Raw genomic sequence first — 25,513 nt, 5'->3', positions numbered from 1 at the left:
CGTCCATGGACCTCAGCGTGATGTTCTTCGGCGCCGACCCGGCCGACGCCGGCGGCACCGGCGGACACGCCGCCAAGTACGACGACATCCTGGCCATCGCCCGGGCCGCCGACCGGCTCGGCTTCACCGCACTGTGGACGCCTGAGCGGCACTTCCAGCAGGTCGGGCAGGTGTTCCCGAACCCGGCCCTGCTCAGCGCCGCGCTCGCCACCGTCACAGAACGCATCCACCTGCGCGCCGGCAGCCTGGTGCTGCCGCTGCACCACCCGCTGCGGGTGGCCGAGGACTGGGCGGTCGTGGACAACCTGTCGCGCGGCCGGGTCGGCCTGTCGGTGGCGACGGGCTGGCATTCGCGGGACTTCGTGCTGGCTCCTGAGGCGTACGAGGACCGCAGGGAGCGCGCCTTCCGCGACCTGGAGCTGCTGCGGCGGGTGTGGGCGGGCGAACCCGCCGAGTTCACCGACGGGACCGGCGGACGGGTTCAGGTGACGCCGCAGCCCAGGCCGTACTCGGCGAGCCTGCCGCTGTGGACCACCACATCGGGCAGCCCGAGCACGTGGGAGGCGGCCGGACGGATGCGTACGAACATCCTCGGCGCGACCATCGGCCAGACCCGCGAGGAGCTGGCCGGGAAGATCGCCTCCTATCGCGACGCCTACGACGCGGCGCCCGGCCGGCCGGGCGCCCCGCCCAGAGGCACGGTGACGCTCATGGCGCACACCTACGTGGCCGCATCGGACGAGGAGGCGCGGGAGCGCGCGGCCGGGCCGCTGAAGGCGTACCTGCGGTCGTACGTGGCCCAGACGGCCGCGAACAAGGGCGGCCCGGACGGCGGGGCGGCCGCGCTGAGCGAGGCGCAGCTCACGGCGCTCACCGACTTCGCCTTCCGCCGCTACCTGGCCTGGGGCGGCCTCATCGGCTCGCCGGAGACGTGCCGCAAGAGCCTGGCGGACCTCGCCGAGCTGGGTTGCGACGAGGTGGCCTGCTTCGTCGACTTCGGGCTCGGCCGCGACGAGGTGCTCGCCGGCCTGGAACGCCTCGCCGACCTGCGGGAGGGACTGTGACTGAGACCGTACCTGGGGCCGTACCTGGGGCCGTACCTGGGGCCGTACCTGGGACCGTGCCCGGGATCGGGACCCGGACGGGGGCAGGACCCGCCGTCAAGCGGACGGCGGGCAAGAGCGCAAGTGAGCGGTTCGCCGCGCTCAGCGGGGAGCGCCGCGTCGAGCTGCTGCGGCGGCTGGTGGCGGCGGGCAAGCTGGAGGCGATCCCCGAGGTGGTGCCGCCGCGCGACCCCGCGCAGCCGGTGCGGCTCAGCCCGGCGCAGGAGGACCTGTGGGTGTTCGAGTCGCTGTATCCGGACACGGCCGCGCTCAACCTGTGCTGCTCGTACCACTTCGACAGCCCCGTGGACCCGGCTGAGCTGGAGGCGGCGCTGACGATCGTGCTGCGCCACCACGACACGCTGCGCATGCGGATCACCGGGGACGTGGACGACCTGCGGGTGACGTTCGCGCCGCCGGAGCCGTTCCGTCTTGAGCGCATCGACCTGCGCGGCACGGGCGTCACGCTGCGCGAGGCGCTGCACGCCTTCAGCCGCCGCACGTTCGACCTGAACGGCGGCCCGCTGATCAGGGGCGGCTTCATCACCGTCGACGACACGCGGGCGACGCTGGTGCTCGCGCTGCACCACATCGCGACCGACTGGTGGTCGTTCGACGTGCTGCACAACGAGCTGTGCGACGCCTACCGCGCCGTGCGCGAGGGCGGCGCGCCCCGGCTGGGCCGCCCGTCCGTCCAGTACGCCGACTTCGCGGGCTGGCAGCGAGAGCTGGAGGCGGCCGGGGTGTTCGACGCCCAGCTCGCCTGGTGGCGCGACTACCTCGCGGGCCCGCCGAAACCCCTCGCGGTCGGCTCCGCCGCGCCGGGCCGGCCCTTCGGCGTCGAGCAGATCGCGTTCGGCATCGACGCGCGCATCGAGGCCGCCGTACGCCGCCTGGCCAGGGAGCGCGGCGCCACCGTCTACGGGGTGCTGATGACGGCCTTCGCGGTGTTCGCGCACCGGCTGACCGGCGAGTCCGACCTGATCACCGGAACCCCCGTCGCCAACAGGTCGGCCAGGGGCCTGGAGCGGGTCATCGGGTATGTCATGAACTCGCTGCCCGTCCGCTGGCGGATCGGGCGGGACACGACGTTCGCGGAGCTGCTGGCCCGGTTCACCGCCGAGTTCCCGCAGATCATGGCGAACGGCGACGTGCCCGTGGGCCGCATCGTGCAGGCCGTGGACCCGGAGCGGGTGGCCGGGCGCTCGCCGCTGTACTCGTGGGTGTTCATGCACCTGACGAAGCAGGAGAGCGTGGCCAGGCTGCGCGAGATCACCGACCCCGAGCGGGTGCACACCGGCGGCGAGCACGACCTGGTCGGGATCGTGCGCGACGGTGACGACGGGTTCGAGGCGAGCCTGGAGGTCCGTACCGACGTCTACGACCCCGAGGTCGTGCGGGCCTGGGCCGGTTCCTTCACGGTGCTGCTGGAGTCGCTGGTGTCCGCGCCGGACGAGCCCGTGTCGCGGGCCGCGCTGCTGCGCGAGCCGCCCGCGTGCGCGGGCGAGGCGCCGCCGCCCGGGGCGAACCTGCCGGAGCTGGTGGCGCGGCAGGCCCTGCGCGCGCCCGAGGCGGTGGCGGTCGAGTCCGGCGGCGAGCGGCTGACGTACCGGGAGCTGCTGTCGCGGGTCGACGGGCTGGCCGGGGCGCTGCTCGCGCGCGGCGTGGGGCCCGAGCGGGTGGTGGCGCTCGCGCTGGAACGCTCGGTCGACCGCGTGGTGGCGATGCTGGCGGTGCAGCGGGCGGGCGGCGCGTACCTGCCGCTCGATCCCGGCCATCCGGCGGAGCGGCTGTCGTCCATGATGGCGGACGCGGGGGCCTCGCTGCTGATCGCGGAGCCGGGGGTGCTGCCCGAGCTGGACGCGGAGCGGGTCTCGCCGCGCGACACCGCGCAGGTCACGAAATTTCCGGCTATTTCGCTGGATAGTGCGGCGTACGTCATTTACACCTCCGGCTCCACCGGGCGGCCCAAGGGGGTCGTCGTCACCCACGCCGGCCTGGCCGCGCTCGCCCACTCCCTGGTCACCCGCTTCGAGCTGGGGCCCGGCGACCGGATCCCGCAGCTCGGCCCGGCCACGTTCGACATCTCGGTGGCCGAGCTGTGCATGGCGTTCGGCTCCGGCGGCACGCTCGTCGTCCCGCCCGGCGGTCCCCTCGTGGGCGGCGAGCTGGCGCGGGTGCTGCGGGACGGGCGGGTGACGTTCGCGCTGGTGCCGCCCTCGGTGCTCGCCACCGTGCCGCCTGGTGACTGCCCCGGCCTGCGCGGGCTGGCCTCCGGGGCGGACGTGTGCCCGCCCGAGCTGGTGGCGGCGTGGACGGCGGCGGGTGTGCGCTTCTGGAACGCGTACGGGCCGACCGAGACCACCGTCGCCGCCACCGTCAGCGACCCTCTCCCCGGACGGCACGCTGCCTCCCATCGGGCGGCCGCTCGCCGGGACCCGCACGTACGTGCTGGACGCCCGCCTGCGTCCGGTGCCCGTCGGGGTGCCCGGCGAGCTGTACGTCGCCGGTGCCGGGGTCGCGCGCGGCTACCTCGGACGCCCCGGCCTGACCGCCGAGCGCTTCGTCGCCGACCCGTACGGCGCGCCCGGCACGCGCATGTACCGCACCGGCGACCTCGTCCAGCGCCGCCCGGACGGCCAGCTCCACTTCCTCGGCCGCAGCGACGACCAGCTCAAGGTCCGCGGGCTGCGCATCGAACCCGCCGAGATCGAAGCCGCGCTCTGCCGCCACCCCGGCGTCGCCCAGGCGGCGGTCGCCCTCCACGGCTCCCGCCTCATCGCCTACCTCGTCCCCACCGGAAGGGACGCGAGCACGGCCGGCACGCCCCCGGCGCAGCGACCGGCGGCGACCGGCCAGGCCCCGAACGAGCCGGTGCCGGGCGCTAGGCCGGTGCCGGGCGCTGGGCCGGTGCCGGGGGCCGGGCCGGTGCCGGGGGCCGGGGCCGGCCCGGGCCGGGCGGGGCTGGACACCGGGGAGGTGCTGGCGCACGCGATGGCGGTGCTGCCCGCGCACATGGTGCCGAGCGAGTTCGTCGTGCTGGACGCGCTGCCCGTGACGCCGCAGGGCAAGCTGGACCGGACCGCGCTGCCCGCACCTGGCCCGGCCTTGGAGGCGTCGCGTGAGCCGGCGACCGAGCGGGAGTCGGTCCTGTGCGGGCTGTTCGCCGAGCTGCTCGACGTGCCCGAGGTGGGCGCGGACAACGACTTCTTCCGGCTGGGCGGCGACAGCGTGACCGCGATCCAGCTCGTGAGCCGGGCCCGCGCCCAGGGGCTCGCGCTGACGCCGCGCGAGGTGTTCGCCGCGAGGACCCCGGCGGCGCTGGCCGCCCTGGCGCGGACGGTGGGCGGGCCGGTCGCGGACTCCCCGGCCGGCAGGTTCCCGATCACGCCGATCATGCACTGGTGGCGCGAGCACGGCGGGCCGCTGGAGTCGTTCACGCAGTCGCTGATCGTGCCCGTGCCGGACGGCTGCGACGCCGACCGCATCAGGACGGCGCTGCGCACGCTGGCGGCCCGGCACGCGGCCCTGCGCATGCGCCTCCTCCGCCGCCCGGACTCCGCCTGGGAGCTGGAGATCCCGGACGAGCCCCAGGACATCCCGTTCATCCACCCGGCCGTCAGCGGGCGGCAAGCGGCGACGCGGCCGGATCCGGAGCGGGGGGTGATGCTGACGGCCGCATGGGTGGCGCCGGATCGGCTGCTGCTCACGGCGCATCACCTGGCCGTGGACGCGGTGTCCTGGCGGGTCATCGGCTCCGAACTGGACGCGCTGCTCCGCGACCCGGACGCGCGGCCCGCCGCCCCCGGCACGTCGTTCGCCCGCTGGGCGCGGCTGCTCGCGGCGGAGGCCCGCAACCCGGAACGGGTGGCGGCCGAGCTGCCGCTGTGGAAGGACATCGCCGCGAACGCCGCTCCCCTCCTGCCGGCCGGGCGGGGCCGGGGGAAGCGGGCGACGTTCACCTCCGTCCTCCCGCCCGGCCTCACCGAGCAGGCCGTCACGCACCTGCCCGCCGCCTTCCGCTGCGGCCCGGACGAGGTGCTGCTGACCGCGCTGGCCATCGCGGTGACCAGGTGGCGCGGCGGCACCGACGTGCTGGTGGAGGTGGAGGGCCACGGCCGGGAGCCGTTCACCGACGACGTGGACATCTCGAACACCGTGGGCTGGTTCACCGCCCAGTACCCGATCGCCCTGGACGCCTCCGGCACGCCGGCGGACGCGCTCCAGCGGACCAAGGAGCGCCTGCGCGCCGTGCCGGGTAACGGACTCGGGTACGGCCTGCTCCGCTACCTCAACCCCGCCACCGCAGCGGAACTGGCCGCGCTCCCCGCCCCCGACCTGCGCTTCAACTACCTGGGCAGGTTCGACGGCGAGCTGCTCGGCATGCAGGACGCGCCCATGGCGTACGCGGTGGAGCTGGACGCCCTGACCCGCGCCGGCGAGCTGGCGGCGAGCTGGTCGTACGCGGCGGAGGCCCTCACCGAGGAGCAGGTCGCGGACCTCGCGGGCCACTTCGAGTCGGCGCTGACCGAGCTGGCGGGGCGGGCGGAGGCGGCGGGCCCGGCGGCCGGTGACTTCCCGCTGGTCGAGCTGACCCAGACCCAGCTCGACGAGCTCACGGCCGACCTGGACGGCGAGTGGTGAGCGCCCGTCTGGCGGACGTGCTGCCGCTCTCCCCCGCCCAGGAGGGCCTGCTCTTCCACGCCCTGTACGGCGGCCACGACCCGTACGTGGTGCAGGCCAGGTTCGCGCTGGACGAGCCCGCCGACCCGGCCCGCCTGCGGGCGGCGCTGGAGTCGCTGCTCGGCCGCCACCCGAACCTGCGGGCCTGCTTCCGCCACAAGGGCCTGGACCGCCCGGTCCAGCTCATCCCGCACCGGGTCCGCCTGCCGTGGACGGAGGTGGACCCGCCGTCGGAGGCCGAGCTGGACCGCATGCTGGAGGCGGACCGGCTGCGCCCGTTCGAGGTGACGAGGCCGCCGCTGGTGCGCGCCATGCTGGTGGGCCGGCGCGAGCTGGTGCTGACCCTGCACCACCTCCTGGTGGACGGCTGGTCGATGCCGATCCTGGCCCGCGAGCTGGCCACCCTGTACGCGGGCGGCACCCTGCCGGAGCCCGCACCCGCGTACCGGGACTATCTGGCCTGGCTGCGCGAGCAGGACGGTGAGCGGGCGCTGCGGGCCTGGCGCGAGGCACTGGCCGGTCTGCCGGGGCCGACGCTGCTCAGGCCCGGCGTGGGAGCGGACGCCGCCCGGCAGGAGGCGCTGGAACTGGAGCTGTCCCCCGAGCTGAGCGCGGACGTGCGGCGGCGGGCCCGCGAGGCGGGAGTGACGGTGAACACGCTGGTGCAGGCCGCCTGGGCGCTGGTGCTCGCGCGGATGACCGGGAGCGACGACGTGGTGTTCGGCGCGGTGGTGTCGGGCCGCCCGCCGGAGGTGCCGGGCGTGGAGTCGATGGTGGGGCTGTTCGTCAACACCGTCCCGGTACGCGTCGGAACCGCCGCGCCCGGCCTGCTGCGCCGCCTCCAGGACGAGCAGGCCGCGCTCACCCCGTTCCACCACGTACGGCTGGCGGACGTGCAGCGCGGCACCGGCGAGCTGTTCGACACCCTGCTGGCCTTCGAGAACTATCCGCGCTCCGGCCTCGGCACCCCCGGCCTGCGGCTGACCGGTGTCCACGACGCCACCCACTACCCGCTGACGGTGACGGTGGTGGCGGGCGAGCGGCTGTGGCTGCGGCTCGGCTACCGGGCGGGCGTGGTGTCCCGCGCGGAGGCGGAGGCCGTGGCCGCCCGGCTGGTCACCGCGCTCGAACGCGCCGGCGTGGACGGTGCCGACGTGCTGCCGGAGGCGGAAAGGCACCGGCTGCTGACCGCCTGGAACGACACGGCGCGCGAGCCCGCGGGCGGGTCGGTGCCCGAGCGGTTCGCGGCGCAGGCCAAGCATGCCCCGGACGCGGTCGCGGTCGAGTTCGGCGAGCGTACGCTGACCTACGCCGAGCTGGACGAGCGCTCCTCCCGCCTGGCCGCCTGGCTCGCCGCCCGCATGCGGCCGCGCACGCGACCCGGCGGGGCGCCGGAGACGCCGGTGGCGCTGCTCATGGAGCGCTCGATCGACCTGGTGATCGCCCAGCTCGCGGTGCTGAAGGCCGGCGGTTGTTACGTGCCGCTCGACCCGGCGCAGCCGGCCGCCCGGCTGGAGCGGCTGCTCGCGGACAGCGGCGCCGAGATCGTGCTGACCTCCGCCGGCTGCGACACCGGCAGCAGCGAGTTCGTGCCCGTGCCGGTGCGTCCGCATGCCGCCGCGTACGTCATGTACACCTCGGGCTCGACCGGCGAGCCCAAGGGCGTGGTCGTCACCCACCAGAACATCCTTGAGCTGGCCGCCGACCGCCGCTTCGCCGGGCACCGGCGGGTGCTGCTGCACAGCCCGCACACCTTCGACGCGGCCACGTACGAGCTGTGGATCCCCCTGCTCAACGGCGGCACCGTCGTCATCGCGCCGCCGGGCCCGCTGCACGCGAGCACGATCGAGCGGAGCCGCCTTGACGCGGTGTGGCTGACGGCCGAGCTGTTCCGCACCCTCGCCGACCTCGCGCCCGGCGCGCTGGCCAGGGCGGGCGAGGTGTGGGCGGGCGGTGACGTGCTGCCCGCCGACGCGGCGCGGCGGCTGGCGCGGCGCGGCGTCCGGGTCGTCAACGGGTACGGCCCCACCGAGACCACGACGTTCGCCACCAGCCACCGCGTGCCCCAGGAGCCGGCGGCGGGGCCGATCCCGATCGGGCGGCCGCTGGACAACACCCGCGTGTACGTCCTCGACGCCCGGCTGCGGCCCGCCCCCGTGGGCGTGATCGGCGAGCTGTACATCGCGGGGACCAGCCTGGCCCGCGGCTATCTCGGCCGTCCGGGGATGACGGCGGAACGGTTCGTCGCCGACCCGTTCGGCCCGCCGGGCGGGCGGATGTACCGGACCGGCGACCTGGCGCGGTGGACGCCGGCCGGCGAGCTGGAGTTCGCGGGCCGGGCGGACGGGCAGGTCAAGATCCGCGGCCACCGGGTCGAGCCCGGCGAGGTGGAGGCGGTGCTGGAGGGCTGCCCCGACGTGGAGCGCGCCGTCGTCACCGCGCCGGAGTCGCCGTCCGGGCGGCGGCTGGTCGCGTACCTGCTGCTGACCGGGAACGGGCGGCTCGACCGGGTGCGCGGGCACGCCGGCGCCCACCTGCCCCGCCACCTCCTGCCCTCCCGGTACGAGGTGCTCGGGCACCTGCCGCTCACCCCGCACGGCAAGGTCGACCGCGCCGCCCTCCCCTCCGCCGCCCTCCCGAACTCCGGGATCCCCGGCTCCGGCTTGCCGGGCGACGGCCCGCCCGGGAGCCGGGCCACCGGCGGCCGGGCCGCCGCGCGTCCCGCCGCGCACGCGGCCGAGCCCTCGGGGACCCCTCCGGCCACACCGCGCGAGAAGGAGCTGTGCGGCCTGTTCGCCGAGGTGCTGAACATCCCCGAGGCGCACGCCGGCACCGACTTCTTCGCCGCGGGCGGCGACTCGCTGCTCGCCATGCGCCTGATGGCCGCGATCGAGCACGCGCTGGGCCTGCGCACCTCGATCGCCGCGCTGTTCGAGTCGCCCACCCCGGCCGGGCTGGCCGCCCGCCTCGACAGGGCCGCGCCCGAGCTGGACCTGTCGCCGCTGCTGACGCTCAGGGCCGAGGGCGACCTGCCGCCGCTGTTCTGCGTGCATCCGGGACGGGGCATCGGCTGGTCCTACACGGCGCTGCTCCCCCACCTCGCGTCCGGCCGCCCGGTGTACGCGTTGCAGTCGCCGGTGCTCCAGGACCCCTCGTACCGGCCGCCCGGCACGATGCGCGAGCTGGCCGGCGACTACCTGGCGCGGATCAGGCGGGTCCGGCCCGAGGGTCCGTACCTGCTGCTCGGGCACTCCTTCGGCGGGCTGCTCGCGTACGAGATGGCCGCCCGCCTGCGCGCGGACGGGCAGGAGGCCGGGCTGGTGGCCTCGCTGGACGCGGTCCCCTGGCCGCCGGGCACGCAGGCGGACCCCGGCGACGCCGAGCAGGAGGCGCTGACGATCCTGCTGCGCACCCGCACGCTGCGCCCCTACGCCGAGCCCGGCCGCCTGGAGCGGGCCCGCGTGTTCGCGTCGGTCAGGGAGAGCGAGGGGCCGCTGTCCGGGCTGGACGACGAGCGCCTGTCGGCCGTGGCGGACGCCGTGGCGGGGCATCTGCGGCTGGCGGTGACGTACCGGCCCGCGCCGTACGACGGGACGGTGCTGCTCTTCTCGGCCACCGCCCAGCCCGGCGGCCTGCCCTCGCCCGCCAAGGCCGCCCGGTGGGCGCCGGCGAAGGTGCGGGTGCACGACCTGGACTGCGGGCACAGCGACCTGCTCAGGCCGGGCCCGGCCGCCGAGATCGCCGAAGTCCTCGAACCGATCCTGAGGGAGTTCTGATGACGCCGGTCGAGTACGAGTTCCCCGTGTCCCCCGCACAGGCCAGGATGCTGGTGCTTGACCAGCTCAACCCGGGCACCGCCCAGTACAACGTGCCGGTCGCGTTCGCGGTGCGGGGGCGCTTCGACGTGGCGGCCTTCGGCGCGGCCCTGGACGCGGTGGTGGACAGGCATGAGGCGCTGCGCACGGTGTTCCGCCCGCACGGCGGCGAGTACGTGCAGGTCGTGGCGGAGCGGGCGCGGGCCTGCCTGCGCATCGAGCGTGACGTGCCGGCGGGCGAGGCGCGGGCGCGGATGGCGGCGGACGCGGCCGAGCCGTTCGACGTCACGCGGGGCCCGCTGCTGCGCTGCACCGTCTACGCGCTCGGCGACGGCACCCATCTCGTCCTGCTGGTGGCGCATCATGTGGTCTGCGACGGCTGGTCGCTCCGCCTGCTGCTGCGCGACCTGGCCGCCGCCTACTCCGCCCGCCTGAAAGGCGAGACGATCACCTTCAGGAACGGCGAGCAGCCGGTGCAGTACCCGGACTACGCCGCCTGGCAGCGCGACCGGCTGGCCGGGCACGCCCTGGACGAGGCGGTCGCGTACTGGGCGGGCGCGCTCAAGGACGTCCCGCAGACGCTGGCCCTGCCCACCGACCGTCCCCGGCCGGCGGTGCAGTCGGCGGCGGGCGGCGTCGTACGCCTGGACCTGCCCGAGGGCGTACGCGATCGGCTGGCGGAGGTGGCGGCGGGGCGGAACGCGACGCCGTTCGCGGCCGTGTTCGCCGCCTTCGCCGCGTTCCTCACCCGCGTCACCGGCCAGCGCGACTTCGTGGTCGGCGTGCCGGTCTCGGGTCGCGACCACCCCGACGTGCAGGACCTGGTGGGCCTGCTGGCCAACACGCTCGCGATGCGGGCCGACGTGACGGGCGAGCCGTCGTACCTCGACCTGATCGAGCGCGTACGCGACCGCCTGCGCGAGTCGCGGCCGCACCAGGAGGCGCCCTTCGAGGCGGTGGTGGAGGCGGTGTCGCCGGGCCGCGAGCTGAGCCACGACCCCCTCGTCCAGGTCATGCTCGCCTACGACGACGACCCCGGCATGACGCTCGACCTGCCGGGCGCGCAGGTCGAGCGGCTGGAGCTGCTGCTCGACGACGCCAAGTTCGACCTGCTGCTGAACGTCCAGCGCGAGGACGAAGGGCTGGCCGCCCACCTCGTCTACCGTGCGGACCTGTTCGACGCGGCGACCATCCGGCACTGGGCGCGGGCGTTCGAGACGCTGCTCGGCGGGCTGCTGAGCCGCCCCGAGCTGCCGGTCACCGCGCACGAGCTGCTCGCCGACGGCGAACGCCGCCGCGTGCTGCGCGACTGGAACCGCACCGCCGTGCCCGTCCCCCGGCGCCTGGTGCCGGACCTGGTGGCCGAGCAGGCGGCGGCGCGGCCCGGCGCGACGGCGCTGGTGCACGGCTCGGCCCGGCTGACCTACCGGGAGCTGCTGGCGGCCGCCGACCGGCTGGCGGCCCGGCTGCGCGCGGCCGGCGTCGGCCCCGGTGTGCCGGTGGGCCTCTGCCTGCCCAGGGGCGCGGAGATGGCCGTTGCGGCGCTCGCGGTGCTGCGCGCCGGTGGCGCGTACGTGCCGCTCGATCCGGCGCATCCGCCGGCCCGGCTGCGGTTCATGGTCGCCGACGCCGGGGTCCGGCTGCTGATCACGGCGGCCCCCGCCGACCTGGGCGCGCCGGTGACGATCTACGGCGACGACGGCCCGATCCCGCCCGTCGGCCCGGTACGCGACACGCATCCCACCCTCGACGACCTCGCGTACATCCTCTACACCTCCGGCTCCACCGGCAGGCCGAAGGGCGTCGCCGTCGAGCACCGCGCGCTGCTGAACCTGGCCACCGCCGTCCGCCCCCAGTTCCCCGTGACCGCCGGCGACCGGGTGCTGCAGTACGTGTCGTTCGGCTTCGACGTGGCCGTCTCCGACCTGTTCTTCACCTTCGTGGCAGGGGCCGAGCTGCATGTGGCGGGCGAGGACGAGCGGCTCGGCGACGAGCTGTACGCCCGGCTGCGCGACTCCCGCATCACGTACGCCTTCCTGCCGCCGTCGGCCGCCATGTCGCTGCCGTGCCCGCAGGACGCGCTGCCCGACCTGCGCACGCTCGCCATCGGCGGCGAGGCGGTCCCGCCCGAGCTGGTGGAGCGCTGGGCCACGCCGTGGCGGCGGGTGGTGGACGCGTACGGGCCGAGCGAGACCACCGTGTACGCGACCACCGCCGACCTCGAACCCGGGCGGCCCGTGGTGATCGGCAGGCCGGTCGCGAACGCGCGGGCGTACGTGCTGGACGAGCGGCTGCGCCCGGTGCCCGTCGGCGTGACCGGCGAGATCTACATCGCGGGCGACGGTGTGGCGCGCGGCTACGCCAACCGGCCAGGGCTGACGGCCGAGCGGTTCGTCGCGGACCCGTTCGGGCCGCCGGGCGCGCGCATGTACCGGACCGGCGACCTCGGCCGCTACGACGCGGACGGCGTGCTGTCCTACCTGGGCCGGGTGGACACCCAGGTCAAGCTGCGCGGCTTCCGCGTCGAGCTGGGCGAGATCGAGACCGTGCTGGCCGCGCACCCGCGCGTGTCGGTCGCGGCGGCGACGGTACGCGGCGACCGGCTGGCCGTCTATGCGGTCCCCGCTGACGGGGAGGGACCGCCGACGGTGCCGGACGTACGGGAGTGGCTGGCCGAGCGGCTGCCCGGCTACATGGTGCCCGACACGGTCGTCTTCCTGGACGAGCTGCCGCTGGGCACGTCCGGCAAGATCGACAGGTCCCGGCTGCCCGACCCGCCGCTCACCCGCCCCGACCTGCACAGACCGTACGTGTCCCCGCAGACGGACACGCAGCGGATGCTGGCCGAGGTGTGGGCGCAGGCGCTCGGCCTGACCAGGGTCGGCCTGCACGACAACTTCTTCGACCTGGGCGGCAACTCGATCAGGCTGCTCGCCGTGCTCGCCGCGCTGCGCGAGCGCGGCAGGGACGGCGGGCTCACGCTGGTCGACCTGTTCCGCCACCCCACGGTCGCCGCGCTGGCCGCCCGGCTCGACGGCGGCGCCCCCGATCGGCGAACCGCGGGAAACGGCGAGGCCAGGCGGCGCGGGCAGCGGCGGCGCGAGCTGCTCGCCGCCCGCAGGAACGCACAGAGAGGTGAAAGGCATTGAGCGACGTACCGGCGGTGGCCATCGTGGGCATGAGCGGGCGCTTCCCTGGTGCCGGGAACGTGGCCGAGTTCTGGCGCAACCTGCGCGAGGGCGTCTGCTCGATCACCGACTTCAGCGAGGACGAGCTGCTCGCCGCCGGGGTGGACCCGGCCGAGCTGCGCGGCCCCGGCTACGTGGCGGCCAAGGGGTTCCTGGCCGACGCCGACAGGTTCGAGCATCCGCTGTTCGGGTTCAACGCCACGGAGGCGGCGGCGCTCGACCCGCAGCACCGCCAGCTCCTGGAGACGGCCTGGTCGGCGCTGGAGGACGCCGGGTACGACCCGCGCCGCCCGCCCGCCAGGACCGGCGTGTACGTGGGCGGCGGGCCGTCGGAGCACTCCGTCGCGGCCCAGGTGGACGGGACTCTGCGGTCCCGGCTGGGGCCGATGCACGTGCGGGTGTTCACCGACCGGGAGTTCCTCGCCGGGTGGCTGTCGTACCGGCTGGGGCTGACCGGGCCGAGCCTGACCGTGCAGACGGGCTGCTCGACGTCGCTCGCGACCGTGCACGTCGCCGTGCAGGCGCTGCTCGGCGGCGAGTGCGACCTGGCGCTCGCGGGCGGCGTGTCCATCGAGTCGCCGTACCCGCGCGGCTATGTGTACGAGCCCGGCGGCATCTCCTCGCCCGACGGCCGCTGCCGGCCGTTCGACGAGAAGGCCGCGGGCACGGTCGGCGGCGACGGCGTCGGCCTGGTGGTGCTGCGGCGGCTGGAGGACGCGCTGGCCGACGGCGACCCGATCTACGCGGTCATCCGGGGCACGGCGGCGACCAACGACGGCCCCGGCCGGGTCGGCTTCACCGCGCCGGGCGTGGACGGGCAGGTCGCGGCCATCGTGGAGGCGTGGGCGACGGCCGGGCTCGACCCGTCGGACGCCCAGTTCCTCGAAGCGCACGGAACCGGCACCGACCTCGGCGACCGCATCGAGATCGCCGCCGCGGCCGCCGCCTTCGAGGACGGGCCCGGCAGGCCGGGCCGCTGCGCGATCGGCTCGGTCAAGTCGAACGTCGGCCACCTGAACGCGGCCGCCGGCATCGCCGGGCTCATCAAGGTGGCGCTGATGCTGCGGCACCGCACGATGGTGCCCACCGTGAACGTCACCCGCGCCCACCCCGACCTCTCCCTGGACGCCACCCCGTTCCGCCTGCTCACCGCCACCGAGGAGTGGCCGGCCCCGGCCTCCGGGCCCCGGCTCGCCGGGGTGTCGTCGCTGGGCATCGGCGGCACCAACGTCCACGTGGTCCTGGAGGAGGCCCCGGCCGCCGCAGGGACGCGTACGGAGACGGCGCCCCGTGTCGTGCTGCCGCTGTCGGCGCGGACCGAGGAGCAGCTGGCCACGGCCGCGCGGCGGCTGGCGGCGGCGTTGCGCGAGCCGGACGCGCCCGCGCTGGCCGACGTCGCGTACACGCTGGCGCACGGCCGCGCCGCCCTGGACGCGCGGGCGTACGTGATCGCGACCGGCCACGAGCAGGCCGCCGCCGCCCTGGAGGCGCGGCGGTGGGACCGGGGCGATCCCCTGGGCGATGCGTGGCTGGCGGGCGAGGAGGTCGCCTGGCCGGCGGGCTGGCGGGTGCACCTGCCCACGTACCCGTTCGCCGGGGACCGGCACGGCGCGCTCACCCTGCGCCCCCGCCCGCAGCCGGAGCAGGACACGCGAGCGCCTCAGGAGGACGTGACGGCGGCGGTGACCGAGCTGTTCATGACCACGCTCGCCCTGTCCGGCCCCGGCGACCTGTCCCGTACGTACTTCGCCGTGGGCGGCGACTCGCTGACCGCCGTCTTCCTGGCGAGCGAGCTGCGCGACAGGTTCGGATTGGAGGTTCCGATCGAGCTGTTCCTGACCGAGCTGCCGCTCAGCGAGATCATCGGCAGGGCCGTCAACGGCGAGGAGGACGACCTGCTCGGCGACCTCCTCGACGAGTTCGAGCGATGAGCGGGGGCCGCCCGCAGCCGGATCCGGGCACCTACGACGACCTGGACCTGCTCGATCCGCGCCTGCACGCCGACTACGACCTGACCGCCTACTGGCGGCACCTGCGCGCCCACGACCCGGTGCGCAGGCACGCCGGGTTCTGGAGCGTCACCAGGCACGCCGACGTGCTGGCCGCGGTCCGGGACACCGAGACGTTCACCTCGCTCAAGGGCAACATGCTGCGCACGCTGCTACGCGGCCACGACCCGGGCGCGGGCCGGATGATCGTGGTCACCGACGGGCCCCGGCACGCGGTCCTGCGCCGCCTGCTGACCCCCGGCTTCGGCCCGCGTACGCTCGGCCCCATCACCCGCTCGATCGAGGCGGCCACCCGCGACCTGCTGGGCGGGCTGGTGCGGCGGGGCGGCGGCGACTTCGTCGAAGAGGTGGCCGCGCAGGTGCCGCTGCGCGCGATCTGCGAGCTGCTCGGCGTGCCGGAACGCGACCGGCAGCGGGTGCTGGAGCTGACCGGCCGCGCGATGCTGGGCGAGAGCGGCACCGGGACGCCGGGCGCCGAGGCGAGGATCGCCCAGAGCGAGATCCTGCTCTACTACACCCGCCTGGCCGCCGAGCGCAGGGACGCGCCCGGCGACGACGTCATCAGCCTGCTCGTCTCCGCCGACCTGACGGAGGAGGAGGTGCTGCTCAACTGCTACAACCTGATCATCGGCGGCGACGAGACGGCCCGGCTGGCGCTGGCGGGCGGCGTGCTGGCGCTGGCCGAGCACGACAAGGAGTGGGCCCGCCTGCGCGCCGACCCCGAGCTGGTCGAGCCCGCCGCCGAGGAGATCCTGCGCTGGACCACGCCGGCCGCGCACGTCGGCAGGACGGCCGTGCGCGACACGGAGCTGGGCGGCCGGGCGATCGCGGCGGGCGACGTGGTGGCGCTGTGGACGGTGTCGGCCAACCGCGACGAGGCCGTCTTCGACGACCCCGACACCTTCGACATCGGCAGGAAGCCGAACCGGCACCTCACCTTCGGCCACGGCCCGCACTTCTGCCTGGGCGCCCAGCTCGCCCGCGCCGAGCTGCGGGCGCTGCTGTCGGAGCTGCGCGCCACCGTGTCGTCGATCGAGGTGACGGGCCCGGTGACGTGGCTGCCGTCGAACTTCATCCGCGGCGTCGCGTCCCTGCCGGTCGCCTTGACATAGCCTGCGAATATGAGCGTCCAGCTGAACCACACGATCGTGCCGGCCAGGGACCGGGACGCCACGGCGGACTTCCTCGTGGACGTGCTCGGCCTGGAGCCGGCGCCGGTCTACGGTCCCTTCCGCGTCGTGACGCTGAGCAACGGGGTCTCGCTCGACGTCGCGCAGGCCGGCGAGGTGCCGGCACTGCACTACGCGTTCCTGGTGAGCGAGGAGGAGTTCGATGAGATCTGGGGCCGGATCAGGGAGCGCGGCCTGACGTACTGGGCCGATCCGTACCACCGGCAGCCGGGGCGGATCAACCGCAACGACGGCGGGCGCGGGCTCTACTGGTCCGACCCCAACGGCCACAACCTGGAGATCATCACCGTGCCGTACGGCGGCTAGGGCGCGAGCGCCTCCAGCGCCTCCTCGGCCCTGCGCATCGCCTCCTTGGCGTCGGCCGAGGCGATGTCCTGGTCGAAGTTGAGGTCGTGGAAGACGTCGGTGACGCCGGCCTCGGCCAGCTCGGCCACGTCGCGGCGGATCTTGTCGTACGTGCCCGACAGCGGCCGCTCCTCGCCGGCCTGCCGCACCCGCGTCACGCCGCGCACCACGAACCTGAACGCCTCCGGGTCGCGCCCTGCCGCCGCCAGCTCCTCCTTGATCATCCGGATCCTGCCGCCGATGGCCGTCAGGTCCTCCCTGCTGGAGCTGACCCAGCCGTCGGCCAGCCGGGCGGCCCTGCGCAGCGCGACGTCGGCCGTCCCGCCGAGCAGGACGCGCGGCGGCCCCGGCTCCGGCTTGGGGTCGATGTGGGCGGGCGGCACCCGGTAGAACTCGCCGCTGTGGGCGACCACGTCGTCGGTCCACGCCCGGCGCAGCAGCTCGACGAACTCCTCGCCCCTGCGCCCGCGCCGCGCCATGTCCACGCCGCTGGCCTCGAACTCCTCCGGCAGCCAGCCCAGGCCGATGCCCGCCGTGACCCGCCCGCCCGACAGCGTCTGCAGGGTGGCGAGCTGTTTGGCCAGCAGGACCGGCGGCACGTACGCGTTGATCACGGCGACGCCGAGCCCGATGCGGCTCGTCACGCCCGACACGTGCGCCAGCGTGATCAGCGGATCGTGGACGGCGCGGTAGGTGGGCCCCATGCTGCTGCCCACCGGATAGAGCAGCCGCTGGAACGTCCACAGCTCCGCGTAGCCGAGCTCCTCTGCCCTGACGGCGACCCGGCGCACATGCTCCGGCGTGGCCCACGGCCCCGACACGGGTACGGCGAAACCAACTCTCATACGCCTAGTCTGACCGACCTGATCTCCCCTGGACAGCCGCCTGTCCGGAGCCCGGCGCCGCCCCCGCGAGCGCGACCGGGCCCTGCGGCACCGGCCCCGGCGAGCACCTCTACCAGGCGGGCCGGTGTACGTCTCCGCGCGCGACCAGTGCATCGACGTCTTGGGGGGTCGCCCGCCTGGACGTCCGTCAAGTGCGGCAACCTGCACTGCGGCTGACCCGATGATCGTCCGCGGCGGCGGCGCATAGTCTGGAGGCGTGGGCTTGGAGGAGGAGCTGGCGGGCATCGCCGCCGCGTACGGCGGGACGGGCACGCCCGTGTGGCATCCGACGCGCACCGACGTGAGGGTCTTACGGCTGGGCGAGGTCGTGGTGAAGGCCCACTCGGCGCGCGACGACCCGGAGGCGCTGCGACCGAGGCTGCGCGCGGCGGCGAGCGCCGCGCTGAGCGGCGTGATGCTGGCCCCGCTGGAGCCCGAGGTGCTGTCGGCGGCGGGCCGCGCGGTGACGGTGTGGCCGGCCGGGCGGCCGATCTCGCAGGACGACGACCCGGGCGCGGCGCCTTGGGAGGAGGGCGCGCGGCTGCTGGCCAGGCTGCACGCCGTGCCGCTGACGCTGCTTCCTGAGCTGCCGCCCGCGGGCGGCCCGGCCAGGGCGGCGCGCGCGGTCGATCGCATGCCGGGCGACGGGCCGGTGGAGCAGCTCATCCGGCGGGCGTTCAAGGAGCTGCCCGACCCGCCGCCCGCGCCGGGGCTGCTGACGCACGGCGACTGGCACCTCGGCCAGCTCGTCCACCGCGAGCGCTGGCTGCTCATCGACGTCGACGACCTCGGTGTGGGCGACCCCGCGTGGGACCTCGCGAGACCGGCCGCCTGGTACGCCGCCGGCCTGCTCGAACCGGCCGTGTGGGAGCGGTTCCTGGGCGCCTACCTCGCCTCGGGAGGGCCCGCGCTCGGCCCAGGCGACGACCCGTGGCGGTGGCTGGACGTTCCGGCCAGGGCGCTCACCATCCAGCTCGCCGCCGCGGCCGTGGTGAACGCCGACCGCGAAGGCCGGGAACTGGACGAGGTCGAGCATTCGTTAGTCGAGGCGTGCAACAGAATCGTCAGGGCGTGACGGGGTTGCGCGCGGTAGGTTTCACTTCGAGACCTCGGAAGCCAAGGAGAACGACTTAGATGCAGTGCCCCAAGTGCCGCGGAAACATGCGGACTTATGAGCGCAACGGCGTCCACATCGAGCAGTGTGACAACTGCCGGGGTATCTTTCTCGACTACGGCGAGCTCGAGACGCTGACCAGGTTGGAGGCTCAGTACCACGCGGCGCCCCCGCCTCCGCCCGCCCCCGGCCCGGCCTGGGGTGCTCCCCACCACGGCCACTACGGTCACCACCGCCAGCGCAGCTGGGTGGGCATGCTGTTCTCCACCTGATCTGATCGTCGTCGAGGCCGCGCTCCTGCCGGGAAGCGCGGCCTTCCCCGTCTCACGAGGTCCGGATCAGCCCGGGAAGTCGTCGGGGTCCACCTGCGTGGTGCGGGCGTTGCCGCCGCTGATGGCGTGCAGCGTGAGCCGCCAGTCGTGCCAGAGGATCTGCGTCGCCGTGTACGTCGTCTTGAACTTCACGGTCTTCTCGAACCGTTCGAAGCTGCAGTCCCGGGTGAAGGCGCCGGTCTTGCCGTCCCAGTCGGTGCCGTGCGTGAAGTAGATCTTGTAGTTGCCGTCGCGCACGCCCTTGACCTTGAACGTCGCCTTCTTGCGCACGTACACGCTGAACACCTTGCTGCCGCCCCTGAGCGCGGTCACCACGGCGTCGAGGTCTCCGCCGTTGTCGATCTCCAGCGTGCTGCGGCCGTCGAGGGTGCCGCCCTTGCGGACGAACGCGCCGTTGCGCAGCCGCCGCGTGCGGCGCTCCCCGGCCTTGACGTTGACGACGTCGGCCGGGTAGTCGCCGGCGGTCTGCAGGGCGCGGCCCGCCTTGTCGAGCGCGGCCAGCTTGTCACGGAGGTCGGCGAGCACGGCCGAGGAGGTGCACAGGTCACGGGCGCCGACCTTGCCGGCCGTGGAGCCGAGCCCGGTGGCGACGTCGCGCAGGCCGGCGACGTACGCCTCGTGCTGGGCCCGCACGTCCTCGGGCGGCGTGATGGCGGCAAGCGCCTCGGCGGCGCCGCTCAGCGTCTCCTCGGCCTTGTCCACCCGCTGGCCGAGCGCCTTGAGCCCGCGCGCCTTGGCCAGCCCGGTGATCGCGTCGGTCATCGCCTTGCGCCGGCTCTGCAGCTCTTCCTTGTACGCCTCGGGCGTCAGCGCCGCCTTCGACTCGCCGCCATCGGAGGCGGTGCCGTCGCCGCCCGCGACGCCGGACACCTTCGAGTCTCCCCCGGTCGGTGACTCCCCGGCCGAGGAACACGCGCCGAGGGCGGTGACGGTAGCGAGGGCGAGAACGCAGGAAATCAACCGGGGTGTAGCCACCTGCCACACTATCTCCGGATTGATCCCTAACCGTCAATTACGATGCCGACAGTCCCTCCTCACGGTCCTGCCGCAGCCAGCGGGTGATGCCGAGCGTCTCCAGGAACGGCATGTCGTGGCTGGCCACGATCAGCGCGCCCCGGTACGCCGACAGCGCCTCGGCGAGCTGCCTGACGCTGGCCAGGTCGAGGTTGTTGGTCGGCTCGTCGAGCAGCAGGAGCTGGGGCGGCGGCTCGGCCGACAGCAACGCGGCCAGCGTCGCGCGGAAGCGCTCGCCGCCCGACAGCGTGCCCGCCTGCCGCTCGGCGCGCTCCCCGCGGAACAGGAAGCGGGCCAGGCGGGCCCGTACCTCGTTGATCGAGGCCGACGGTGCCACGGCGCGGACGTTGTCCACCACGCTCAGCCGGTCGTCCAGCAGGTCGAGCCGCTGCGGCAGGTAGCGGACGGGCACGTTCGCGCCGTGGGCGACGATGCGCTTGAGCAGCGTGGTCTTGCCGGAGCCGTTGGGTCCGAGCAGCGCGATCCGCTCGGGCCCGCGCACGACCAGCCTCTCCAGCACGATCCTCCGCACCCCATCGGCCCCGTCCCCCGGCCCACCGACCCGGTCCCTCGGCCCGTCGGCCTCGCCCCTCGGCCCGTCGACCTCGCCCCTCGGCCCGTCGGCCTCGTCCGCCGGCCCATCGACCCCGTCCACCTGCCCGTCCGCGCCGTCCTGGCGCCCGCTCACGCCGTCCCGCTGTCCGTCCGCGCCGTCCGGCTGAACCGGCGGCCCGACCGGATCTGCGAGCGGACCAGAGGGCGGGGCGGGCGGGTCTAGGAGCCTGGCGGGCGGCGGGTCGAGCGGGAGGTCCAGGACGACGCGGCCCGTGGGCACCTCGGTGCCGGGCAGCTCGATGCGGATCTCCGCGTCGTCGCGCACCGCCTGTTCGGCCTCGCGCAGCCGCTCGCGCGCCTCCGCCAGCCGCTCCTCGTGCAGGGCGCGCTGTTTGCCCGCCGTCACCTGGGCCTTGCGCTTGAGCGCGCCCGCGGCCATCTTGCTCACCTTCTTGTTCTCGAACGCCTTCCTCCCGGCTCTGGCGCTCCGCTCGATCCTGGTCCGCGCCTCGATCAGCTCGCGCTGCCGGCGGCGGACCTCGCCCTCGGCCGTGCGCACGCCGCGCTCGGCGGCCTCCTGTTCGGCGGCGGCCTGCTCCTCGTACGCGCTGAGGTTCCCCCCGTACAGGCGGACGGCGCCGTCGCGCAGCTCGGCGATCTGGTCGACCAGCTCGAGCAGCGCCCGGTCGTGGCTGACGACGAGCAGCACGCCCTGCCAGGCGGTGACGGCGGCGTAGAGCCGCTGCCTGGCGTCCAGGTCGAGGTTGTTGGTCGGCTCGTCGAGCAGCAGCACGTCCGGGCGCTTGAGCAGCTGCGCGGCGAGCGCGACCATGACGGCCTCGCCGCCGGACAGCGTGCCCACGGTGCGGTCGAGCCCGACGTGGCCGAGCCCGAGGCGGTCCAGCTCGGCGCGGGCGCGCTCCTCGACGTCCCAGTCGTCGCCGATGACGGCGAAGTGCTCCTCGGCCACATCGCCGCGTTCGATGGCGTGCAGCGCCTCCCGCTTGCGGGTGATCTCCAGCAGGTCGGACACGGTACGGCCGGCGCGCAGCGGCACGGTCTGCGGCAGGTAGCCGAGCACCCCGGAGACGGTGACGGACCCCGAGCGCGGCGCCAGCTCTCCGGCGATGATCCGCAGCAGCGTGGACTTGCCCGACCCGTTGACCCCGATCAGCCCGGTACGCCCGGCGGGGAAGGCGGCGTCGAGCTTGTCGAGCACAGACGTGCCGTCCGGCCAGGAAAAGGACACGTGATCTACAACAATCGAAAAGGCCATAAAAGCGGCTCCCATCACAAAAGTCGGAAATATCGCGACTTTGCGGGAATCACCGCATGCGCACGCGTCAGCGTGGAGGCTCGCAGGAAGAGCCCGCGGCCTGCGAAACGAACGACGAGGATCCGCCGGAGGTCCAGGTGACGCGCGCACGCCCAGGCGCGGCCCGCGGCAGGGCGCCCACAACGGGGTGCCCGAGTACGGGTGCTCACGGCAGGGCGGCACGGCGCGGTGCCCGCGACCTCAGATCCTCAAATCTGCTGCCCTCACAGATCGGCGACAGGACGTGGGGAGCTTACGCGAAGCCTCCGGGCCAGGCAAGACGCTCCGCCGTGGGGAGAGCACCGGCGGCGGCGTCATTGATCACCCATCGACGGAAAGGCCGCACTCACCTTAAAGTCGGGGCCAACCACCCCCCAGGAGGTCAGGCATGTCCAGCATTCCCTCCCTGCTCCGCGACCGGATCGCGGCCACCCCCGACGCCGAGGCGTACCGTGTGCCCTCGGACGACGGGTGGATCTCGCTGTCATGGCGCGAGGTGGGCGACCGGGTACGCGGGCTGGCCTTGGGCCTGGCGAAGCTCGGCTCCGGCCCCGGCGCCCGCGTGTCGATACTCTGCTCGACCCGTCTCGAGTGGATCCTGTGCGACCTGGCCGTGCTGGCCACCGGCGCGGCGACGACCACGATCTACCCGTCCAACACCGCGGCGGAGTCCGCGTTCATCATCAGCGACTCGGGCAGCACGATCGTCATCGCCGAGAACGACGACCAGGTCGCCAAGCTCGAGTCGGTGCGCAAGGAGCTGCCCGGCGTCAGCCATGTGATCGTCATCGACGGCACGCCCAGCGACGACGGCTGGGTGATCCCGCTCGACTCGGTCCCCGCGGACGAGGGCGACTACGACGCCATGGTGGACGCCATCGCCCAGGACGACCTGGCCACGCTCATCTACACCTCGGGCACCACCGGCCGCCCCAAGGGCGTGGAGCTGACCCACGACAACTGGCTCTACACCGCCGATGCGGTCCGCGAGATCAACCTGATCTCCCCGTCCGACCTGCACTTCCTCTGGCTGCCGCTGTCGCACTCGTTCGGCAAGCTGCTGGAGGTGGTGATGATCGGCCAGGGCGTGCCGACCGCCATCGACGGCCGCCTGGACAAGATCGCCGAGAACCTCGGCGTGCTGCGGCCCACGTTCATGGCCGCCGCACCGCGCATCTTCGAGAAGATCCACAACACGGTCGTGGCGAACATGCGCAACGAGGGCGGGCTCAAGCTGCGCATCTTCGAGTGGGCGCGCAAGACCGGCATCAGGGTCGTACGGGCCCGCCAGCGCGGCGTGCCGGTGCCGATCACCACCCGCATCGAGTACGCGCTCGCCGACCGGCTGGTCTTCGCCAAGCTGCGCGAGCGGTTCGGCGGCAGGATCCGCTACTTCATCTCGGGCGCGGCCCCGCTGTCACAGGACATCGCCGAGTTCTTCGACGCCGCCGGGCTGACCATCCTCGAGGGCTACGGCCTGACGGAGTCGTCGGCGGGCACGTTCCTCAACCGGCCGGAGTCGGTCAAGTTCGGCACGGTCGGCCTGCCGTTCCCCGGCACCGAGGTGCGCATCGCCGACGACGACGGCGAGATCCTCATCAAGGGGCGCGGCATCATGCGCGGCTATCACAACCTGCCCGAGGACACCGCCGAGGCGCTGGAGGACGGCTGGCTGCACACGGGCGACATCGGCGAGCTGGACGACGTGGGCCGGCTGCGCATCACCGACCGCAAGAAGGAGCTGATCAAGACCTCGGGCGGCAAGTACGTCGCCCCGACCTACCTGGAAGGCAAGATCAAGGCGGCCTGCCCGTACGTGTCGCACGTGTTCGTGCACGGCGACCGCCGCAACTACGTCACCTGCCTGGTCACCCTCGACATGGAGGTGGTCAGGCCGTGGGCGCAGGCCCAGTCGCTGCCGCTCGACCCCGAGGAGCTGCGCGAGCACCCGCGCATGCGGGCCGAGGTGGAGAAGGCGATCCAGCAGGTGAACGCGGGCGAGGCGAGCTACGCCACGGTCAAGAAGTTCGCCATCCTGGGCAGCGACTTCACGGTGGAGACGGGCGAGCTGACCGCCAGCCTCAAGATCAAGCGGAAGGCCGTCGAGGAGCGTTACGGCAGCGTCCTCGACGGCTTCTACGACGCTTGAGGGTTTGAGGACCTTGGGACGGTCCGCTCACGGCTGCCGGGCGCGGCTCACAGCACCCGCTTGGCGCCCGGCAGCGAGCGCACCAGGTAGGCCAGCCCCCAGCACAGCGGGAGCGCGAGCACCAGCATGATCGCGAACTTGACGATCGCGATCGCCTCCAGCGGGCGGAGCGCGTAGCCGAGCCCGACGAGCACCAGCGGGTGGACGATGTAGACGGTGAAGGCGTGCTGGGCGAGGAAGCGCCCGCGCGGCCCCTGCGTGTTGAAGCGCTCCCTGAACAGCACGGTCAGCCCGATGATCATGCTGATCGCGAAGGCCGTCTCCCACAGCGCGGTCAGCGCGGTCGAGACCATCCCGGTCGTCATGAGCGAGGCGGGCAGCACGGTCGCGGTCGACACGGCGGCCGCGATCAGCCCGATCCGGCCGGCGCGCGCGGGCAGCGAGGTGTACCAGCCGCGCCGCCAGGCCACGCATCCGGCCGCGAACATGGCGGCGTACTGCGGCAGGAAGTGGGGCGACGGCAGGCCGAGCACGGGCACGTACGAGCCGGCCGGCACCCAGATCCGCCACACGGCGGTCACCGCCGCGAGCCCCAGCGCGAACAGCACGATCTGCCGCGCCCGCAGCGGAAGGTCCCGCCGCTCGGGCAGCGGCCTGCGGGCCCGCCAGGCGGCGTAGAGCAGCGCGAAGACGATCAGCACCTCGGCGAACCACATGGGGCCCGGGTCCCAGGAGAGCAGGTAGAACTGCCAGTACGGCAGGCCGTCGAGGTCGGCGTACACGCCGGCGGTCACGATCGGGCGCAGCAGCAGGAGGAAGACGAGCAGCGGGATGCCGAGCCTGATCAGCCGGTCGCGGACGAACCCGCGCCCGCCCTTGCGCGCGTGCGAGCCCGGGGTGAAATAGCCGGAGATGAGGAAGAAGAACCCCATGAAGAACGCCTGGTTGACGACCACCAGCAGGTCCAGCAGGCCGCCGGTGGAGTCACGGGCGGGCTCCAGGTAGTACCAGACGGGGATGGTGCCGTAGGTGACCGCGACGTGGTGGGCGACCACCAGCACGGTCAGCACGATGCGCAGGTTGTCGATGGCGTAGAGCCTGAGCGTCCTTGTGGTGTCGGGGGTGGTGGTGGCGGTCGTCATGCGCGGCAGGCCCTTTCGAAGAGGTCGGCGAGCTCATTGGCGTGGGCGTCGAGGTCGTGTTCGGGGTGGGCGGCCCAGTAGGCGAACATGTTGTCGATGGCGGCCGACTGGGTGACGGCCATGACGCGGACGTCGAAGTCGCGGAACTCGCCGCTCTCCTGCCCCATCCGGTAGAAGTGCTCGAGCGTCTGGTAGATCTGCTCGCTGGTGTGCACGCCGTAGCGGGGTTTGCCGTCGGCGTCCCTGAAGTTGTGGAAGATCTCCCCGAGCGCCGCGAGCTGCGCACGGTGGCCGCGCATGTGCTCGGCCACGGCGAGGACGTACGCCCGGAGCAGCTCGGTCGCCGTGGTGAGCCCTTCCATCCTGGCCATGACGTGCTCGGCGATGCCGCCGTAGGTCCGCTCGACCACTTCCTCCATCAGTTCGTCCTTGCCGGCGAAGTGGTAGGAGATCACCCCCTTGCTGATGCCGGCGTGCTTGGCGATCCGGGCGAGCGACGCCTGGCCGTACCCCGCCTCGGCGATGACCTCGATGGCCGCGGCCACGATCTGCGCCCGCCTGGCCTCCTCGATGAACGAGCGCGACTTCTGGCCGCTCGTCCCATTTTCTGACCGCATGGCCAAAATTTAACACACTCGGCCAGAGGCTCGAATGAGCAGGGCCCGGGCATGCGAA

The 25,513-nt window shown here is 74.1% G+C and carries 15 protein-coding genes and 1 pseudogene; 11 read left to right on the top strand and 5 right to left on the bottom strand.

Translation table 11 applies throughout. The features are described from left to right. The first annotated feature begins 5 nt into the window (after positions 1 to 5). The 8 genes and pseudogenes from ACFMQL_RS28940 (at position 6) to ACFMQL_RS28905 (ending at position 16,294) form a co-directional block, all read left to right on the top strand. On the top strand, positions 6 to 1,064 hold the full coding sequence (locus ACFMQL_RS28940) for a MupA/Atu3671 family FMN-dependent luciferase-like monooxygenase (RefSeq protein ID WP_378787945.1): 1,059 nt from the start codon (positions 6 to 8) through the stop codon (positions 1,062 to 1,064). Then, positions 1,061 to 3,578, top strand: a pseudogene (locus ACFMQL_RS28935) (condensation domain-containing protein); the annotation flags it as partial. The gene ACFMQL_RS28940 and the pseudogene ACFMQL_RS28935, both read left to right, overlap by 4 nt. Positions 3,579 to 3,701: 123 nt before the next feature. Then, entirely contained in the window at positions 3,702 to 5,747 is a 2,046-nt protein-coding gene (locus ACFMQL_RS28930) for a condensation domain-containing protein (protein ID WP_378790220.1), read from the top strand. Then, a complete protein-coding gene (locus ACFMQL_RS28925; protein WP_378787943.1) occupies positions 5,744 to 9,562 on the top strand; it encodes an amino acid adenylation domain-containing protein in 3,819 nt (1,272 codons plus the stop codon). Before ACFMQL_RS28930 ends, ACFMQL_RS28925 begins: the two co-directional genes overlap by 4 nt. Beyond that, positions 9,562 to 12,750, top strand: coding sequence for an amino acid adenylation domain-containing protein (locus ACFMQL_RS28920; RefSeq protein WP_378787941.1), 3,189 nt, complete (start codon positions 9,562 to 9,564; stop codon positions 12,748 to 12,750). The genes ACFMQL_RS28925 and ACFMQL_RS28920 overlap by 1 nt, the downstream gene beginning before the upstream one ends. Continuing rightward, positions 12,747 to 14,720, top strand: a complete 1,974-nt coding sequence (locus ACFMQL_RS28915; protein ID WP_378787939.1) for a beta-ketoacyl synthase N-terminal-like domain-containing protein — start codon at positions 12,747 to 12,749, stop codon at positions 14,718 to 14,720. The genes ACFMQL_RS28920 and ACFMQL_RS28915 overlap by 4 nt, the downstream gene beginning before the upstream one ends. Further along, positions 14,717 to 15,910 (top strand): cytochrome P450, encoded by a 1,194-nt coding sequence (locus tag ACFMQL_RS28910; protein WP_378787937.1) that lies wholly within the window; start codon positions 14,717 to 14,719, stop codon positions 15,908 to 15,910. Before ACFMQL_RS28915 ends, ACFMQL_RS28910 begins: the two co-directional genes overlap by 4 nt. A gap of 9 nt (positions 15,911 to 15,919) precedes the next feature. Continuing rightward, positions 15,920 to 16,294 (top strand): VOC family protein, encoded by a 375-nt coding sequence (locus tag ACFMQL_RS28905; RefSeq protein ID WP_364054250.1) that lies wholly within the window; start codon positions 15,920 to 15,922, stop codon positions 16,292 to 16,294. On the opposite strand, the gene ACFMQL_RS28900 is transcribed toward ACFMQL_RS28905, so the two are convergent. Further along, entirely contained in the window at positions 16,291 to 17,178 is an 888-nt protein-coding gene (locus ACFMQL_RS28900) for a TIGR03619 family F420-dependent LLM class oxidoreductase (RefSeq protein WP_378787935.1), read from the bottom strand. The genes ACFMQL_RS28905 and ACFMQL_RS28900 overlap by 4 nt on opposite strands. Positions 17,179 to 17,434: 256 nt before the next feature. Here ACFMQL_RS28900 and ACFMQL_RS28895 point away from each other — a divergent pair, with 256 nt between their 5' ends. Continuing rightward, positions 17,435 to 18,292, top strand: a complete 858-nt coding sequence (locus tag ACFMQL_RS28895) for a phosphotransferase (RefSeq protein WP_364054256.1) — start codon at positions 17,435 to 17,437, stop codon at positions 18,290 to 18,292. A gap of 59 nt (positions 18,293 to 18,351) precedes the next feature. Beyond that, the gene (locus ACFMQL_RS28890) at positions 18,352 to 18,603 is read left to right on the top strand and encodes a zf-TFIIB domain-containing protein (RefSeq protein ID WP_364054259.1); all 252 of its coding nucleotides are present in this window, start codon (positions 18,352 to 18,354) and stop codon (positions 18,601 to 18,603) included. Between the two features lie 66 nt (positions 18,604 to 18,669). Here ACFMQL_RS28890 and ACFMQL_RS28885 read toward each other — a convergent pair whose 3' ends face one another. After that, a complete protein-coding gene (locus tag ACFMQL_RS28885) occupies positions 18,670 to 19,533 on the bottom strand; it encodes a hypothetical protein (RefSeq protein WP_364054262.1) in 864 nt (287 codons plus the stop codon). Between the two features lie 142 nt (positions 19,534 to 19,675). Next, complete coding sequence (locus tag ACFMQL_RS28880) at positions 19,676 to 21,508, bottom strand: ATP-binding cassette domain-containing protein (RefSeq protein ID WP_364054265.1); 1,833 nt, start codon at positions 21,506 to 21,508, stop codon at positions 19,676 to 19,678. Positions 21,509 to 21,935: 427 nt separating this feature from the next. On the opposite strand from ACFMQL_RS28880, the gene ACFMQL_RS28875 reads away from it, so the two are divergent. After that, positions 21,936 to 23,696: an AMP-dependent synthetase/ligase gene (locus tag ACFMQL_RS28875; protein WP_378787931.1), complete on the top strand. Its 1,761-nt coding sequence runs from the start codon at positions 21,936 to 21,938 to the stop codon at positions 23,694 to 23,696. A gap of 47 nt (positions 23,697 to 23,743) precedes the next feature. Here ACFMQL_RS28875 and ACFMQL_RS28870 read toward each other — a convergent pair whose 3' ends face one another. Together ACFMQL_RS28870 and ACFMQL_RS28865 are read right to left on the bottom strand one after the other, a co-directional pair. Next, a complete protein-coding gene (locus tag ACFMQL_RS28870; RefSeq protein ID WP_364054271.1) occupies positions 23,744 to 24,838 on the bottom strand; it encodes an acyltransferase family protein in 1,095 nt (364 codons plus the stop codon). Then, positions 24,835 to 25,455, bottom strand: a complete 621-nt coding sequence (locus ACFMQL_RS28865; RefSeq protein WP_364054274.1) for a TetR/AcrR family transcriptional regulator — start codon at positions 25,453 to 25,455, stop codon at positions 24,835 to 24,837. The genes ACFMQL_RS28870 and ACFMQL_RS28865 overlap by 4 nt, the downstream gene beginning before the upstream one ends. Positions 25,456 to 25,513 lie beyond the last annotated feature (58 nt).

Origin of the sequence: Nonomuraea fastidiosa (assembly GCF_042751225.1) — a bacterium.
GTDB lineage: Bacteria > Actinomycetota > Actinomycetes > Streptosporangiales > Streptosporangiaceae > Nonomuraea > Nonomuraea fastidiosa.
Note: the sequence above shows the minus strand (reverse complement) of the source record. Positions and strands in the feature narration are given on the sequence as shown.